Annotated in this window: 15 protein-coding genes and 1 riboswitch; of the genes, 5 read left to right on the forward strand and 10 right to left on the reverse strand. The window is 46.1% G+C overall.

Annotated elements, in window-relative coordinates:
- Positions 1 to 173 precede the first annotated feature (173 nt).
- Complete coding sequence (locus ACF8CV_RS10715; RefSeq protein ID WP_023583996.1) at positions 174 to 629, forward strand: RNA-binding protein; 456 nt, start codon at positions 174 to 176, stop codon at positions 627 to 629.
- On the opposite strand, the gene murI is transcribed toward ACF8CV_RS10715, so the two are convergent.
- Genes murI through btuB form a run of 3 tightly spaced genes read right to left on the reverse strand, consistent with a single transcriptional unit; the run spans position 583 to position 4,014 of the window.
- Positions 583 to 1,395, reverse strand: coding sequence for a glutamate racemase (murI, locus tag ACF8CV_RS10720; RefSeq protein WP_138937999.1), 813 nt, complete (start codon positions 1,393 to 1,395; stop codon positions 583 to 585). The genes ACF8CV_RS10715 and murI overlap by 47 nt on opposite strands.
- A 40-nt stretch (positions 1,396 to 1,435) precedes the next feature.
- Positions 1,436 to 2,119, reverse strand: a complete 684-nt coding sequence (locus ACF8CV_RS10725; protein ID WP_023583995.1) for an ATPase — start codon at positions 2,117 to 2,119, stop codon at positions 1,436 to 1,438.
- 59 nt (positions 2,120 to 2,178) lie between these two features.
- Positions 2,179 to 4,014 (reverse strand): TonB-dependent vitamin B12 receptor, encoded by a 1,836-nt coding sequence (btuB, locus tag ACF8CV_RS10730; RefSeq protein ID WP_138938000.1) that lies wholly within the window; start codon positions 4,012 to 4,014, stop codon positions 2,179 to 2,181.
- A 56-nt stretch (positions 4,015 to 4,070) separates the two neighbouring features.
- Positions 4,071 to 4,273, reverse strand: a riboswitch (cobalamin riboswitch).
- Between the two features lie 184 nt (positions 4,274 to 4,457).
- Here btuB and trmA point away from each other — a divergent pair.
- Positions 4,458 to 5,567 (forward strand): tRNA (uridine(54)-C5)-methyltransferase TrmA, encoded by a 1,110-nt coding sequence (gene trmA, locus ACF8CV_RS10735; RefSeq protein ID WP_005480873.1) that lies wholly within the window; start codon positions 4,458 to 4,460, stop codon positions 5,565 to 5,567.
- Between the two features lie 65 nt (positions 5,568 to 5,632).
- Here the strand turns inward: trmA and ACF8CV_RS10740 are convergent, their stop codons facing one another.
- Together ACF8CV_RS10740 and fabR are read right to left on the reverse strand one after the other, a co-directional pair.
- Complete coding sequence (locus tag ACF8CV_RS10740; protein ID WP_005460363.1) at positions 5,633 to 5,998, reverse strand: YijD family membrane protein; 366 nt, start codon at positions 5,996 to 5,998, stop codon at positions 5,633 to 5,635.
- Positions 5,998 to 6,639 carry an HTH-type transcriptional repressor FabR gene (fabR, locus tag ACF8CV_RS10745; RefSeq protein WP_005480868.1) on the reverse strand — a complete coding sequence of 214 codons (642 nt, stop codon included), beginning with the start codon at positions 6,637 to 6,639 and terminating at the stop codon, positions 5,998 to 6,000. Before fabR ends, ACF8CV_RS10740 begins: the two co-directional genes overlap by 1 nt.
- Before the next feature lie 262 nt (positions 6,640 to 6,901).
- Here fabR and sthA point away from each other — a divergent pair, with 262 nt between their 5' ends.
- A complete protein-coding gene (gene sthA / locus ACF8CV_RS10750) occupies positions 6,902 to 8,332 on the forward strand; it encodes a Si-specific NAD(P)(+) transhydrogenase (RefSeq protein ID WP_072829052.1) in 1,431 nt (476 codons plus the stop codon).
- 95 nt (positions 8,333 to 8,427) lie between these two features.
- Here the strand turns inward: sthA and dinF are convergent, their stop codons facing one another.
- From dinF to lexA, 3 genes are all read right to left on the reverse strand, one after another.
- Positions 8,428 to 9,771 (reverse strand): MATE family efflux transporter DinF, encoded by a 1,344-nt coding sequence (dinF, locus tag ACF8CV_RS10755; protein WP_171055909.1) that lies wholly within the window; start codon positions 9,769 to 9,771, stop codon positions 8,428 to 8,430.
- Positions 9,772 to 9,826: 55 nt separating this feature from the next.
- Positions 9,827 to 10,621, reverse strand: a complete 795-nt coding sequence (locus ACF8CV_RS10760; RefSeq protein WP_021454316.1) for a class I SAM-dependent methyltransferase — start codon at positions 10,619 to 10,621, stop codon at positions 9,827 to 9,829.
- A 193-nt stretch (positions 10,622 to 10,814) separates the two neighbouring features.
- Positions 10,815 to 11,435 carry a transcriptional repressor LexA gene (lexA, locus tag ACF8CV_RS10765; RefSeq protein ID WP_005480871.1) on the reverse strand — a complete coding sequence of 207 codons (621 nt, stop codon included), beginning with the start codon at positions 11,433 to 11,435 and terminating at the stop codon, positions 10,815 to 10,817.
- Between the two features lie 367 nt (positions 11,436 to 11,802).
- Between lexA and plsB the strand changes: the two genes are divergently transcribed.
- Positions 11,803 to 14,229, forward strand: a complete 2,427-nt coding sequence (plsB, locus tag ACF8CV_RS10770; RefSeq protein WP_005460370.1) for a glycerol-3-phosphate 1-O-acyltransferase PlsB — start codon at positions 11,803 to 11,805, stop codon at positions 14,227 to 14,229.
- Positions 14,230 to 14,286: 57 nt separating this feature from the next.
- On the opposite strand, the gene ubiA is transcribed toward plsB, so the two are convergent.
- Positions 14,287 to 15,141 (reverse strand): 4-hydroxybenzoate octaprenyltransferase, encoded by an 855-nt coding sequence (gene ubiA / locus ACF8CV_RS10775; protein WP_005460372.1) that lies wholly within the window; start codon positions 15,139 to 15,141, stop codon positions 14,287 to 14,289.
- Positions 15,142 to 15,681 carry a chorismate lyase gene (locus tag ACF8CV_RS10780; protein ID WP_005460374.1) on the reverse strand — a complete coding sequence of 180 codons (540 nt, stop codon included), beginning with the start codon at positions 15,679 to 15,681 and terminating at the stop codon, positions 15,142 to 15,144.
- Positions 15,682 to 15,834: 153 nt separating this feature from the next.
- Here ACF8CV_RS10780 and ACF8CV_RS10785 point away from each other — a divergent pair, with 153 nt between their 5' ends.
- On the forward strand, positions 15,835 to 16,245 hold the full coding sequence (locus tag ACF8CV_RS10785; protein ID WP_015297469.1) for a flagellar basal body-associated protein FliL: 411 nt from the start codon (positions 15,835 to 15,837) through the stop codon (positions 16,243 to 16,245).
- The last annotated feature ends 7 nt before the right edge of the window (positions 16,246 to 16,252 follow it).

Genomic DNA, 16,252 nt, shown 5'->3' on the forward strand with positions numbered 1-16,252 from the left:
CTTTCAACCGTTCATTAATCCATCAAAACGCCGAAATTTGCATATTTCTTCGTCACATTTGAGACATATCACAGCAATTGGTTGGAAAAACACCAACCATATACGTAAGATTCATGTGTCTATTCTGTTAAATAGACAATCGATCTCTTTATTATCTATATGTAGTAATCAAAATGACGTCTAAAAAAAATCTGATCCTATGTGCCGGGCTGGCCGTCATTGGGGGAGTACTATTCTCTCAATTCGCTATTCCACCAGCTTTGAGCTTTCTTATCGGTGTTGCCGCTACTGCTTTTCTATTTTCATTTTCTAGCCAAACACCATCTATGCAACCAACGGAATCTGATCCTTCAACTAAAACGCTGTATGTCGGTAACCTTCCTTACAAAGCAAATGAGAGTCACGTTCGTGATTTATTTGCAGAGTATGGGCAGGTATTTGCTGTGCGCTTAATGAAAGATAAACGCACAGGTAAAAGAAGAGGGTTTGGTTTTGTCGTTATGGCCGCTGCTGATGCAGAACCGGCTATCGCGAAGTTAAATGAAAGGGAATACATGGAGCGAACACTTAAAGTTCGTATTGCTAACGATCCGAAACACCCAGATGGCGATAAATCTGAACTGGATTAAATCCTAATTTCGCCAGACAAATGTTCAGTGCATCTTCTTGCCAAGGAGGTGCACTGGCAAAGATTCGTTTTATCCCTTCTTCTTTCTCTTCAAGCTCACCACAAGACAGTAATGCTTTAACCCGGCGCGCTATCGCCTCCCCAGAATCAATCAAAACGACGTTGCTACCCAGCACTTGCTGAATTTCGCTTTTGATTAGTGGGAAGTGTGTACAACCAAGTACAGCGACGTCTACTTTATTGCATAGCGGCGATAAGATACTTTTCAGTTCATCCAAAGGAACACTATCACCACGTAGCTTTTCTTCTGCCATATCAACCAAACGCGTCGAACCTAGCAGTTCAACTGGCTTACCTTGCGCAAAATCGCGGATCAGCTCATGAGTGTATTGACGAGTGACGGTCGCAGGCGTTGCGATTAACCCTACTCCCTGAGTCGCAAGTAAGGAAGCCGGTTTGATGGCAGGCACGACGCCAACAACTGGCACTGATAAGTTGCCACGCAATGACGGCAGCACGATTGTACTGGCAGTATTGCACGCAATGACGACGATATCGATGTGATGCTCTGCCACCAATGCGGAAACCAGCTGATTGACGCGCGAGATAAGCACATTCTGATCGAGTTCGCCGTAAGGATAAGCTTCGTTATCGAACAGATAGAAGTAGTCTAAGTGTGGAAGGAGTTGGTGAATTTCTTGGAAAACTGACAGTCCGCCGACACCGGAATCAAACACTAGAACTTTTTTCTTACTTGATGCTCGCACGAGTCTTACCTGATGAATAGAGACTCGGCGATCATACTGGTTAGATTTGTTTTGGCAATGCTTTGGCGCGGTATCTTTGATGGCTAAATCGCTCCCCTATTTCTACTTCAAGCTTAGTCAGTTCTATATGTCCTTGAAATGATGGGGTTGATGTCACCAATGTGTGGAACTCACCATTTTCTCCACATGGATCAATATGACGTGGTAATGACTCGATTAATACTTGGTCATACCAACGACCACACCATTCTGGAGAGAGAACACTTCCGTCTATGGTGATCAACATAGCTTGAATACCACGCTCTATGACTTCCATCGCTAAGCTCAAACTATTCTCCCCTAAGAGAGGAAAGACACATTCCCATCCTGCTGGCTCAATGTAGCTACGACGATAATCGGCAATACCATTGCAGAACATATCGCCAAAAGCGACAGCTTCTACGTTCAGCCCACTACTTTGTAATGCATTAACGATGGTTGATTGATAAATGTCGTTACTCGGAAAGACTTCAGGCAGTTCGATAGTAATGAGCGGAAGCGCAAGTAAGTCTGCTTGCATTTGTACAACCTCAAGCGGAGTTGCTTGAAAAGGGACTTCTTTCCCTACGTAAGTCGTGTACAAACCGACAACTTGATAATTTGGATTCTCGTTAAGGCGCTCAAGCGTTAATGTCGAATCTTTACCGCTGGACCAACTGATCACCACTCGCTTGGGTTTCTTCATTCGATTTTCCACCACAAAATATTAAAAACCGCCCGAAGGCGGTTTGTGCTCATTCACGATTAGAATCCGTAGCCAACGTTGAGATAGTACGCTCGCTCTGCAGCAGGGTAACCTTTTGCCATCTCATACTCTTCATCAAGTAGATTATCGATACGAGCGCTAATAGAGGTCGACTCATTCGGATAGTAAGTCACCGCCGTATCAACCAACGAGTAAGAAGAAAGCGTAATATCTTGTGAAGGCCAAGTGCTGTAATCCACATCTGGACGCTTACCGACGTACTGATAGCTAACCGACCAATCCACTTTATCGAAGCTCACTAAAGCATTCCACTTATACATTTCTTTAGCGCGGCGCTGCAACTGATGCCCTTTATCGTCTTCAGCATCTTTGTAATCTGCACTCAACTGGTGCTGCACAATCCCTGTATCAAACTCAGCAACAAGCTCCACACCTTGGATATGTGTTTCACCATCGACATTCAAATATTTGTATGTGGTTGGATGGTAATCGATAAGATTCGTGATTTTATAGTCATAACCCGTTACGGACCAAAAAACGCCTTGGACATCACCGCTGAATGCTAACTCCCAAGCATCTGACTCTTCCGGCTTCAGATCTTTCTCACCGTATGTTGGGTCATACTGTTGATATAGGTTTGGAGCCTTAAACGCAGTACCAAAAGAGGCTTTAACCCCAAACTCTGGTACAAACTGGTAACCAGCCGCTAAACTGTAAGTGAACTCACTACCGTATTCTTCGTTATCATCAAGGCGAGCACTGCCCTCGAGCATTGCTTTATCAATACTGGTGGTTGCCATACCAAACAGAGCGCCATTGGTACGATCAAACGTTTTATTCGCACTCTTGTCATTATAAGACTCGTTGCGCCAATCAATACCACCAGCCAACGTCGTATTGTTGTTTAGCAAGTAACTGTTGGTCCACTGGACATTTTGCTGCTCAAGTTCATCTTCAGTACCTGAGTGTTTGCCTTTTGCTTGCTCATAGTTCCAAGACTTCTGTTTCTGTGCTGTTACTTGTAGTTCTGACATCACATTATCAGACTGATACTTACCGCCCAGAGTGACAGAAAGATCGTCTTTTTCTGCTTCGTAGTAACCGCGACTGCCGTAGCTGCTGTCATATTGATAAACATTTTCGTAAGCACGTAGGTTACCAAATGCAGACCACTGGTCATTGAAGTTATGCACGTAACCTAGCAGACCATTCTTTGTATCAAAGCCATGGCGATCGCCGTCATTAACTCCCGGTACAGGACGAACGTTATAACCATCATCACTTTCACTACCAAGCGCGATATTTAGCTGGCCGCTCTCTGTGACTTTAATACCAGATGCCACACTCAATTCTTGATAATCTAAACTACCTAAACCCGCACTTAACTTCGTTCCTTCTTCGTCAGCACGCGCAATGGTGATGATATTGATCACGCCACCAATCGCTTCTGAGCCATAAAGTGACGCACGCGCACCACGCACGTACTCAATACGTTGAACGTAAGTAAGTGGGATTTGGTTAAAGTCCACAGCGCCCTTCGCTGCTCGTGCAAAACGTACGCCATCAACCAGTACTAAAACTTGGTCGGAACTGGTTCCACGAACAAATAAAGACGCTAACTGACCACGACCACCATTTTGTGAAACTTGAATCCCTGTAAGACGACGCAATACATCTGGTAGGGTTTTCGCTTGAATGCGATCGATGTCTTGTCGAGTAACTACTTCGACATCTGCCAACGTACGGCTTTCGGCTTGCTCAAAACGGTTTGCCGTAACAACGATGGTTTCGTCAGTGGAGGTTTCTTGGGCCTGTAGATAAGAGACAGGTGAAAGCAGCGATGCCAAAGTGATCGCCAGTGCGGATTTTCTCATTGTATTGTCCTAAATCGCGTAATTCCTTCCGAGCCCTGCCTCCTTAGGCAGTCCAATGCTGTGGCTCAGTTGCTGGCAGGTATTCGGACTGAAGAGCGAGGTTTACACCACCTAGTTGCTCGACTTCCCACATAAACTAATGCAGTGTCGTGATGAGCGTTCGTTCTCTTTTACCGCTGCGCGTCAGTTCTGGATTTTCACCAGATTCCCATTTCAGCCATCTAGATTGCTAGATGACACCAGCTTGAGGCAAATATTATTCAGCTATTGATTATTTGTCCAGCCAATATTGCCCATAGAAATTGTAACGTTTTGATTAATTTTGCTTTCTCCTCAACCTGTACGCACTATCTTTAAATCAATTCCCGTACAAAACTGGACATACTGTTGAGATTGAATAAAATCTGCGCTCTTAAATTGAATGCACCATAAAAGGTAAGATCATGGCTACTCTTGATGTAAATCCACAACGCTACCAAGAACAACTGGCTGAAAAAGTCGAACGTCTCACTGATATGTTCGCGCCATACAACGTGCCAGAACTGGAAGTGTTTGAATCACCAGAGCAGCATTACCGTATGCGTGCTGAGTTCCGTGTTTGGCATGAAGGTGAAGACCTGTACTACATCATGTTCAACCAAGAGACTCGTGAGAAATACCGCGTAGACCAATTCCCAGCAGCCAGCCGTCTGATCAACGATTTGATGCCGCTATTGGTTGAAGCGATGAAAGACAACGAATCCCTACGCCGTAAACTATTCCAAGTCGATTTTCTATCGACGCTAAGCGGTGAGATTCTGGTTTCTCTGCTTTACCATCGTCAATTAGATGAGGAATGGATTGAAAACGCGAAAGCGCTGAAACAGCGCCTCAATGACGAAGGTTTCAACCTCAACATCATTGGCCGCGCACGTAAGATGAAAATTATCCTAGACCGTGACTACGTGATCGAAAAACTGGACGTAAATGGCCAAAGCTACATCTATCAGCAAGTTGAAAACAGCTTCACCCAACCGAATGGCAAAGTCGCAGAGAAGATGTTGGAATGGGCGGTTGACTGTACTCAAGAGAGCACTGGCGACCTACTAGAGCTTTACTGTGGTAACGGCAACTTCTCGTTAGCATTAGCGCAAAACTTCGACCGTGTACTTGCTACTGAGCTTGCTAAGCCTTCGGTAGAATCAGCACAATACAACATTGCAGCGAACAAGATCGACAACGTACAAATCATCCGTATGTCGGCAGAAGAATTTACAGAAGCAATGGAAGGTAAGCGCGAATTCCGTCGTTTAAAAGACAATGGTGTCGACCTGAAGAGCTACAACTGCAACACGATTTTTGTCGATCCACCACGTGCAGGTATGGATGTGGATACGTGCAAAATGGTGCAGGGCTACGAGCGCATCATGTACATCTCTTGTAATCCAGAAACACTAAAAGAGAACTTGGACATTCTAAGCGAAACTCACAATGTGACGCGCTTTGCTCTGTTCGACCAATTCCCTTACACCCACCACATGGAAGCGGGCGTTTTACTAGAACGTAAAGCGTAAGCCACCAGCGAAAGACATAAAAAAAGCGAGCTTAATAGCTCGCTTTTTTGTCGGAATTTTTTCAATTATTCAGCAGAAGTTTTCTTTTCCATGAAACCCAGCTTTTTACCAATCCATGCCAATAGGATCATCGACACCATGATTGCGAAGAAATTTGAGCCTGCTTCTGGGTATTGCGCTTTGATAAACGCAGAGTGACCAAAGGCACCAACAAAGAAACACGCTAAGCCCACTAACGGAATATCTTCCGATACCGGGTTGTTTAAGTACTCTTGGTAAAGAGCTTGTACAGCCAGTACGAGTGCAATCAATGGGAAGATTGAGAAAGACACTTCACTCATGGTCAACCATGACAATAAAGCATCACCACACATACCTGCAACCAGTGCCAAAATCAGCGTTTTCTTTTCAGATTTATTTCCATTCGACATTATTCTATCCCGCCTTTTAATCGGTTACGTTCACGTTCTTTGCGATACCAATAAGCCCCTTTGGCTATCATTCGCAATTGCATGATCAATCGCTCGGCGAGTTCATCGCGCTCACGTCGATCTAAATCTAAAGCTTCAGCACCCGAACTAAAGACCAAAGTCACCGACGCCTCTGCTTGAGTATACGCCTCTTCTCTGGTCATACCGGTGCTCATTAAATACTCGGTTAATTCTGCCGCAAAATGCTGGATTTCTCGAGCGACGGCAGTACGAAATTCAGAAGAAGTGCCAGAGCGCTCACGCAATAATAAGCGGAATACGTTAGGGCTACTTTCAATGAATTCCATAAAGGTTTCAACCGAAGTTCGAATCACACTGCCTTCTTTGACAATACGTTGACGTGCCTGACGCATCAGTTGACGTAATAGTAAACCGCCTTCATCAACCATTGTTAAGCCTAGCTCATCCATGTCTTTGAAGTGACGATAAAAAGAAGTGGGTGCAATTCCTGCCTCTCGGGCAACTTCTCGCAAGCTGAGACTGGAAAAGCTGCGATCCGCACTTAATTGACTAAATGCCGCATCGATCAGTGATCGACGTGTCTTCTCTTTTTGTTGCGCGCGGATTCCCATCGATTTCATTCTTAACTTGCTCTTTTCTGTAGGGTACAAGAGCTTCAATATAACGCAATTCCCCCCTACGGAGAAAGATATGTTGCCTCACCTGAGGTAAGCGGCGAGAACGTTACTATTGGCATGCATCTAATTGCAATGTTCTCGAGTCAATTTATAGACATACAACATACCAATTCATCCTTTTGTTCGATTCTGCGTGATCACTTCCACTCTCTCGCAGCCATTACGTGTACGTATAGAGCAAATGAGTTAAAATCGCGCTAAAGCAATGTTAAGCAAATATAACAAGGAAGGCATCATGGCGCATGTTAATCACTATGACGTGATCGTAATTGGTAGTGGCCCTGGCGGAGAAGGGGCTGCAATGGGGTTAACCAAAGCGGGACTGAATGTTGCCATCGTCGAGAAAGAAAGCAGTGTGGGCGGCGGCTGTACGCACTGGGGAACCATTCCATCGAAAGCGCTGCGCCATGCAGTAAGCCGTATCATCGAATTCAATAGCAACCCGCTATTTTGCAGAAACAACACCAGCCTTCATGCAACATTTTCTGACATTTTAGGCCATGCGAAAACGGTCATCGATAAACAGACTCGCCTTCGTCAGGGGTTTTACGACCGCAATGACTGCACGCTGCTGTTCGGTACTGCACGTTTTATTGATACGCACTCTATCGCGGTAATGCAAAATGACGGTACGGAAGAAACCTACTCGGCCGATAAATTTGTCATCGCGACGGGCTCTCGTCCTTACCGACCAAGCGATGTCGACTTCTTGCATGAACGAATCTACGACAGTGACTCTATCCTGAGCCTGAAACACGACCCTCGTCATATCATCATTTATGGTGCAGGCGTTATCGGTTGTGAGTACGCCTCTATCTTCCGCGGACTTGGTGTGAAAACCGACCTGATCAATACCCGAGATCGTTTGTTGGAATTCTTGGATAACGAAGTGTCTGATGCGCTGTCTTACCACTTCTGGAATAGCGGCGTTGTCATTCGTAACGACGAAACCTACGAGAAAATCGAAGGCACAGAAGATGGCGTCATTATTCACCTGCAGTCAGGCAAGAAAATGCGCGCCGATTGTTTGCTGTATGCGAACGGCAGAACCGGTAACACCGACAAACTCAGTTTGGATGTCGTCGGTCTAGAATCGGATTCTCGCGGCCAGCTTAAAGTGAACCGCAACTACCAAACGGCGGTTGAGCACATTTACGCAGTGGGTGATGTGATTGGTTACCCTAGTCTTGCGAGCGCAGCCTACGACCAAGGACGCTTTGTCGCACAAGCGATCACCAAAGGTCAGGCTGAAAACTATCTGATTGAAGACATTCCAACAGGCATCTACACCATTCCAGAAATCAGCTCTGTTGGTAAAACAGAACAAGAACTGACGGCAGCGAAAGTGCCTTATGAAGTTGGCCGCTCTTCTTTCAAGCATCTGGCCCGTGCGCAAATTGCAGGCAAAGATGTCGGCAGTTTGAAAATTTTGTTCCATCGTGAAACCAAGGAAATTCTCGGCATTCACTGCTTTGGTGAACGTGCAGCGGAAATCATCCACATTGGTCAAGCCATCATGGAACAAAAAGGCCAAGCCAATACGATTGAATATTTCGTGAATACTACTTTCAACTACCCGACCATGGCTGAAGCCTATCGTGTAGCGGCATTAAATGGGCTGAACCGATTGTTCTAGTAGCCATACAATGCTGAGATAATGAGGTTAAATGAGTATTTGGGTTGCCATGATCCAAATGCAAAAACAGCAGGTTTTCGACCTGCTGTTTTTATTTACGCGAGGAACGTTCCTTTACGCCATTGATAGAAGAATATTACTCCAAGACCAATCCCTCGCATTGCCATAAAGCTGGTCATCGCAAACCACAGTGCATGGTTTTGCCAGCCAGAGAACAAAAAGAAGATTACGAAGAAACAGCAAGTCGCCACGAACATACTGTTCCGCATATCTTTACCTTTGGTGGCACCAACAAAAATGCCATCGAATAAGAAACACCACATAGATGTCAACGGCATCACCACCAGCCAAGGTAGATAGATCGCTGCTTGCTGCTGCACAATCGCAATAGAAGTGATCATGGCGATCAAATTCGATCCCGCTAAGCCAAATACCGCAGTAAGCCCTAAGCAGATGATCAGACTCCAAAAGAATGTCCCGCTCAGAGAATCACTAAGCTGAGCTCGGTCTTTCGCGCCAATCGCTTTCCCCACCATCGCTTCCATCGCGTAGGCAAAACCATCCATGCCGTAGGAAATCATCATCAAGAAGCTCATCAACACAGCGTTTGCCGCGACAACATCATCACCAAAGCTCGCGCCCTGAAACGTCATAAAGCTAAACGCAGCTTGCAAACATAATGAACGAAGAAAGATATCGCGATTGAGTTTCACAAATCGCCCTAGCCCATGCTGAGTGTCAGCAAGTAATTGCTTGGGTGACGGCAACTGACGTGCTTGCCATGTCTTCCACACGCAGACCAAACCAAACGCCATGCCTGAGTAATCAGCAATCACGGATGCAAGCGCAGCACCTTCAACTTTCCAACCTAAGCCCATCACAAATAACAAATCGAGAGCGATGTTGGTGACATTGGTGATGATCACCATCCACATAGGCGCTTTGGAGTTTTGCGTGCCGAGCAGCCAGCCCAACAACACAAAGTTCATTAGAGCTGCGGGGGCACTCCACACACGGATAGAGAAATATTGCATGCCGTAGTGCTTCACTTCGGCACTGGCATCACTCCAGCCAAAAATCAGATCAGCAAGTGGGTTATGGGCTATTAAGAAAACCAAAGCAAACAGCAAAGCCATGAATGAGCCCTGCATGAACACCAAGGCGAGCTGTTTTTTGTCTTCACCACCGTAAGACTGCGCCGCTAGGCCAGTCGTCGACATGCGTAAGAAGCCGAGCAGCCAGAACGTCACGCTGATCATGGTACTGCCCAACGCAACACCGCCCAAATACCAAGCGTGGTCTAGATGACCAATCACCGCAGCATCGACCAAACCGAGCAATGGAACAGTAATATTCGACAGCACCATAGGTATAGCTAAAGCTAAGACTTGACGATGTACTTGAGGATTCGATAAAGGAGAGAAAATAGAGTTTGTCACAGGCACCTCGTTGTTTAGATCGACGAGTGTACCTGAGTGCTTAATGACTAGCCAATTACCACTTGATGTGAACAAGCACTGGCGTGAGACGGTGCTTTAGCATTGGAATTTTATTGAGCCAGCGTTGCCAAGCTTTCCATCGTGAACAGAATCGGTCGAATGGCGAGAACGCTTTCACCCATTGTGCCCACGGCAACCATCTCAGAACTTGTTCCGCCGGTGCCTCAAATCCATGGGCATAGCAATCCGAACCAAGCTTTTGCCCCCACTTGCTTTCTGTTAAGTCTCCAGCGAGTACCATACAAACCTCAGCTGAGATAAAATGGCGACCTAAGTTTTGAATAAACCGCGCAACATGTCGCTCAGAGCAATCCAACAATGCCATTTCGCACAGAATCAATACGGGTGATTTATCTGGAATGGTCAGAGATTCGAGCCACGACATATCTTCCACACTCCCACTGCGATGTTCGTAGCGTTCGTTTTTATGGAATAGACGCTGACGCCAAACTAGATTCTCCGTAACATCCAATTCAATCCAGTGACAGCGGCCGTTATCCAAACGGTAAAAACGGGTATCGAGTCCAGCTCCAACATTGATGATCCAAGCGTCCGGATTTTGCTGCAAAAACTGCGTTACCTGTTGGTCGCACAGTTGAGTCAACGTCACGTGTAGCAACTGCTTTTGCGCGACATCACCACTTAAACAATCAGGTGCCATCTTGCAGCTTAGACAAGCTTTCGCTGCAATGGGGTCATACACCAAACCATTGTCGACCATGCTTTCACGGCTGCGTAATAGCAAAGGCTTCAATAGATGATTAGGAACTTGATGTTTTGACTTAGACATGGGCATTTCCTGCGCCAGTGAGAAAGAGTGGACACTGGAAAAGATGATAATGAATATCAATTACATTATCAAGCACAGAGAGAGCCGACAAGAATATGAGAAATAAACTGCGAGCAGGAAATCAAAGCGGATGAGAAAAAAGTGCTAAGACAAATAGGCAACAGCCCAGCGAAGCTGGGCTGTTGCGATAAACTTACATCCAATCGGTATTGCGAATAATACCAACGGCTAAGCCTTCAATAGTCAGATGCTGAGACGTTAAGTCCACTTGAATCGGTGCGAACTCTTCATTCTCTGCATGCAGTAAAACGGTTGAACCTTTACGTTCCAAGCGCTTGACGGTCACATCGTCATCAACACGAGCAACGACAACCTGACCATCGCGAACATCTTGTGTTTTGTGCACAGCAAGCAAATCACCGTCCATAATACCGATGTCTTTCATACTTTCGCCATTTACGCGAAGTAAGAAATCCGCTTGCGGCTTGAACATCGCAGGGTCAACTTGGTAGTGCGCTTCTACGTGCTCTTGAGCCAGAATCGGCTCACCCGCAGCGACTTGACCAATCAGAGGCAAGCCCTGTTCGTCATTGGCCGCATCTTCAAGCAGGATTCGGATCCCACGCGATGCGCCCGGAATAATTTCAATGGCTTGCTTACGAGCAAGCGCTTTTAGGTGTTCCTCTGCGGCATTCGCAGAGCGGAAGCCAAGCTCACGCGCAATCTCTGCACGAGTTGGTGGCATTCCGGTGTCATCGATTTTGCTTTTAATCAAATCGAAGACTTGTTGTTGGCGTGGCGTTAACGGCTTCATGTCTCACCTGTCTTTTTATACAGTTAACTGTGAGTATATCCAGTAAATGGTCAAATGGAAACCCAATTGGTTGTTTTTTAATTTATTTGCTTCGCTTTCTGAACTTGCCCACAAACTGTGGCGCAAAGCGCGTTTAAAACACCGTGTCTAAAGTTAATCAAAGTAAAGCAACAACTTAGGAGTTCGACTAATTTCCACTCAATAAAATTAAAAGGTTTGACCAGTTTCTGGTATCCTTGCTGCGCTTAAAATTTATTGCCTAGGCTTATTTCTATTGCCGTACTCATTTCTTTGCCAAGAAGTTGAGCCACGCGGACACAGAACTAAGGTTGGGCCTGTTTGAATACCTATTGAGGCTGTGAACTTTATGTCTTCTGGACAATCATTTTCACGTTCATTACTAAAACTACCTTTATCGGTAATGGTAAAGGGCACCACAATCCCATCGAATCCGATTGACGATCTCAACATCGACCTAACTAAGCCGATTGTGTATGCCTTGCCGTTCCGTTCGAACGTGGATTTGCTGACACTGCAAAAACAAGCCATGAGCCTTGGGCTACCAGACCCGCTCAGTCCGCTGGAAATCAATGGCAAAACGCTTAATCGTTTCGTCTTTATTGCCTCACGTCCAACCGTGATGGGTAATGACAACGACATCCCGACAGATTCTGTTTCTCTATTTACTGAGCTGCTGGAACTGCACAAACTTGATAGCGAGCTTGATGTGCAGATGATCCCGGCGACCGTACTTTGGGGACGCAAACCAGGTAAAGAAGAGAGCCATCGCCCGTACCTGCAACCAATGAATGGGCCACAAAAAGCGAAAGCGGTAATGGCAGCAGGTCGTGACTGTTTGGTGCGCTTTAGCCCGGTGGTTTCACTGCGTTATATGGCGGACTCTCACGGTACAGACAGTGCTATTGCGCATAAATTAGCGCGCGTGGCACGTATCCACTTTTCTCGTCAAAAATTGGCGGCATCAGGTCCAAACCTACCGCAACGCCAAGTGCTGTTTGCTCGCCTGTTAAAGTCACCTGCAATTGAACAAGCGATTGAAGACGAGGCAAAAAGCAAAGACATTTCGATTGAGAAAGCGCGCAAAGAAGCCCATGACATCATGGATGAAATCGCAGCCGACTTCTCATACGGTCTGGTGAAAAACGGCGATCGCATCCTGAGCTGGCTGTGGACCAAACTGTATCAAGGCCTGCACATCAACAACGCTTCGACAGTGCGTCGCTTGGCGCAAGATGGCCATGAGATCGTGTACGTGCCGTGTCACCGTAGTCACATGGACTACCTACTGCTGTCTTACGTTCTGTACCATGAAGGTATGGTGCCACCGCACATTGCTGCGGGTATCAACCTGAACTTCTTCCCTGCGGGTCCGATTTTCCGTCGTGGTGGTGCGTTCTTTATTCGTCGTAGCTTTAAAGGCAACAAACTGTACTCCACGATTTTCCGCGAGTATCTAGCCGAGCTGTTTGCAAAAGGCTACTCGGTAGAGTACTTCAGCGAAGGTGGTCGCTCACGTACCGGTCGTTTACTGCAAGCGAAAACGGGTATGTTGGCCATGACGATTCAAGCGATGCTGCGTGGTCTAAACCGCCCCGTAACGCTGGTACCGGTTTACATCGGTTACGAGCACGTAATGGAAGTAGGCACTTACGCCAAAGAACTGCGCGGTAAACGTAAAGAGAAAGAGAACGCAGGTCTTGTTCTGCGCACTCTACGTAAACTGCGTAACTTTGGTTTGGGCTACGTGAACTTCGGTGAGCCTATTCAGCTCAACCAATACCTTAACGAGCACGCGCCAGAGTGGACAAAAGACATCGATAGCATGGGCGGTAGCAAACCACAATGGATGAATCCTGTGGTCAATGAGCTAGCGAACAAGATGATGACGCATATTAACGATGCGGCAGCGGCAAACGCCTTAACGCTTTGTGCAACAGCATTGTTGGCTTCTCGTCAACGTGCACTGTCTCGTGATTCTCTGATCAATCAGATTGAGTGCTACTTGAAGCTACTGAAAAACAACCCATACTCAAGCACTTCAACCATCCCAACAGAAAGTGCTGAAGAGTTGGTTGATCACGCTATCTCGTTAGATAAGTTTGTGATTGAAACAGACAGTATGGGCGACATCATTTCTCTGGATCGTAGTCAATCGATTCTGATGACTTACTATCGCAACAACATCATTCACTTGTTTGCGCTGCCATCGTTGATTGCCCAGATGATTATTCGTCAGCGCAATCTCACCGTGGAGAAAATCCAAGAGAACGTTGCGCAAATCTACCCATTCTTGAAGAAAGAGCTGTTCCTAAGCTACCAAGAAGAAGATTTAAACGACCTTGTGGTGAAAACGTTGAATGAGTTTGCCGAGCAGAAAATGATCTGTCTTGATGGCAACAAATTGGAAATCAACCAATCAAACAACCAACCGCTGGTTCTACTTGGTCGCACGATTACTGAGACGCTGCAGCGTTACTCAATCGCCATGAACCTATTGGTTGCGTACCCTGAATTGGGTAAATCAGATCTGGAACAGAAGAGCCAAGACATCGCGCAACGTTTAGGTCGCCTGCACGGTATCAACGCGCCGGAGTTCTTCGACAAAGGTGTGTTTACCGCCATGTTCAATACGCTCAAACAGCAAGAGTACCTCGATAGCGACGGTAACTGCGATAAGAAGAAAACGCAGAAATTTGCCAAGCTACTGTTTACGCTGCTGTACCCAGAAGTGAAGTTGACCATCGAAGAAAGTATCCACCAACTTCAGGCATAACAAACACAAAAAAACAAAAGGCATCCAATTGGATGCCTTTTTTGATCTTCGGATTGATTACCAGAACGCGACTAATAAACCTATCGCTATCACCATGCCAACGTAGTTGTTGTTAAGGAAAGCTCTGAAACACAAATCGCGCTCGCGGTGGCGGATCAAATGCTGCTGATAAACAAACAATGATGCGGCAATCAGAACCGTCCAGTAGTAACTTTGGCCTAATTGATAAAACTGCCCTAGCCCCACCAACATCGCCAACGTCACTAACTGTAACACTCCAATAATTAACTTGTCGTGGCGACCGAACAGAATCGCTGTCGATTTGATACCGATTTTTAAATCGTCATCGCGATCCACCATTGCATACTGAGTGTCGTAGGCAATCGTCCACAATGCATTAATCACAAACACAAACCAAACCATCACTGGTAGCTCACCGGTTTGTGCCGCCCATGCCATAGGAATCGCCCAGCTAAACGCTAATCCCAAAAACAGCTGCGGGATATGCGTGTAACGTTTCATAAAAGGGTAGATAAAGGCTAAGACAAGGCCCGCAAAAGAGAGCTGAATCGTTAAGGGGTTCATGGTCAACACAAGTAAGAATGAGCTCACGGCCAACACCAAAAATAAGCCAATCGCCTCTTTCGCCGTGACCTTACCCGAAGGCAATGGACGCTGTTTAGTACGCTTCACATGACCATCGACTTTACGGTCTGCAAAATCGTTAATGACGCAGCCTGCGCTACGCATTAAAAATACACCCAACACAAATACAATGAGCACATCCCAACTCGGTATGCCTTGGGCTGCAATGACCAGAGCCCAAACCGTTGGCCACAACAACAATAGTGAACCAATTGGGCGATCCATTCGCATCAGCTGCCAATATGCTTTGGCTTTTTCTGCGGACATTTACACTCTCTCCTTGGCGTAAATAGGTGAATTCGATAAGAATAACTCAGCGACTAACATAGGTTTGTGATTCATCCACAACCTTGAGCGTCGTGCGAGAAAACGACCTTGAGGCAAGTGAACCCAACCCATTTGTAGCGAGTCGCGCTCGACATTATCGGCGCTAAAGACGGTGAGCCCTAGTGGGATATCGCCTTGCTGCGCTAAGTCGTATTGCTGATCGACCAACGTAGTACGTGGGATCAAAGTACGACCAACAACCCAAGGGCAGTCGTCTCCACACAGGACGACCTCTCTTAGGAGGCAATCTTGCTCAGACAGTAACTGACTTTCATCCGATTTCAGTGTCTTCGCTGTGACGATATGATTTTGCAGCAGTTCTACTGTCAATTCCTGACAGTGCTGCTTTAAACGACGTGACAAAGACCCTTGTTCTTCCAGCCAATGCTTGGCAAATTCGTTTGGAAATTCAAATTCTTCGGGCTTTTGCCACTCTACTTCCAATAAAGAAGCAAGATAGAGTGATGTTGGCTGATTCATACTAGTATTCAATTGGAGGCTTTATGCGTACAATAAAGCAACAACTTACCGTCTTATTGAAACCGTAAGTTCCGTTATTTGTTATAGACGGTCTATTGTATCAAGACTGAAGCGATTCGAATATCGCGATCCAGAGAAAGAAAAGTTAGAAATATGTACAAACGTTATGTAGCCCAAATTATTTTTGCGTTAACAATCCTGATCTCCGCACCAAGTTGGGCTGAAACGGAAGAGACTGGACCAAAATTAGCGTACTTCACCCTAGAGCCAGATTTAACCACTAACTTTTACACCAAAGGTAAAAAATTAGGCTATGTACAAGTGCGTATCGACATCATGGTGATGAGCCAACAAGACCTAGCGATTGTTGAGCACCATCAACCCTTGATTCGCGATGCAGTCATCGAACTCCTAGGCAAACAAACCGAAGATACGATCAAGTCGCTTGCTGGCCGAGAAGACCTACGCAAAACGTTGGTGAAAGAGCTAAACGAAACCTTACTGCCAGAGACCGGAAAAACCGTCATTGCTGATTTGCTGTTTACCAAATACCTCTATCAGTAAATAACGC

The sequence above is a fragment of the Vibrio sp. zbq_1 genome, from assembly GCF_043102935.1.
GTDB classification, from domain to species: Bacteria; Pseudomonadota; Gammaproteobacteria; order Enterobacterales; family Vibrionaceae; genus Vibrio; species Vibrio parahaemolyticus.

Excerpts from the sequence above, each read along its gene's own strand:
- ACF8CV_RS10715 (WP_023583996.1), top strand. The coding sequence starts at position 174 with ATGACGTCTAAAAAAAATCTGATCCTATGTGCCGGGCTGGCCGTCATT.
- ACF8CV_RS10725 (WP_023583995.1), bottom strand. The coding sequence starts at position 2,119 with ATGAAGAAACCCAAGCGAGTGGTGATCAGTTGGTCCAGCGGTAAAGAT.
- btuB (WP_138938000.1), bottom strand. The coding sequence starts at position 4,014 with ATGAGAAAATCCGCACTGGCGATCACTTTGGCATCGCTGCTTTCACCT.
- trmA (WP_005480873.1), top strand. The coding sequence starts at position 4,458 with ATGGCTACTCTTGATGTAAATCCACAACGCTACCAAGAACAACTGGCT.
- ACF8CV_RS10740 (WP_005460363.1), bottom strand. The coding sequence starts at position 5,998 with ATGTCGAATGGAAATAAATCTGAAAAGAAAACGCTGATTTTGGCACTG.
- fabR (WP_005480868.1), bottom strand. The coding sequence starts at position 6,639 with ATGAAATCGATGGGAATCCGCGCGCAACAAAAAGAGAAGACACGTCGA.
- sthA (WP_072829052.1), top strand. The coding sequence starts at position 6,902 with ATGTTAAGCAAATATAACAAGGAAGGCATCATGGCGCATGTTAATCAC.
- ACF8CV_RS10760 (WP_021454316.1), bottom strand. The coding sequence starts at position 10,621 with ATGTCTAAGTCAAAACATCAAGTTCCTAATCATCTATTGAAGCCTTTG.
- lexA (WP_005480871.1), bottom strand. The coding sequence starts at position 11,435 with ATGAAGCCGTTAACGCCACGCCAACAACAAGTCTTCGATTTGATTAAA.
- plsB (WP_005460370.1), top strand. The coding sequence starts at position 11,803 with ATGTCTTCTGGACAATCATTTTCACGTTCATTACTAAAACTACCTTTA.
- ubiA (WP_005460372.1), bottom strand. The coding sequence starts at position 15,141 with ATGTCCGCAGAAAAAGCCAAAGCATATTGGCAGCTGATGCGAATGGAT.
- ACF8CV_RS10780 (WP_005460374.1), bottom strand. The coding sequence starts at position 15,681 with ATGAATCAGCCAACATCACTCTATCTTGCTTCTTTATTGGAAGTAGAG.
- ACF8CV_RS10785 (WP_015297469.1), top strand. The coding sequence starts at position 15,835 with ATGTACAAACGTTATGTAGCCCAAATTATTTTTGCGTTAACAATCCTG.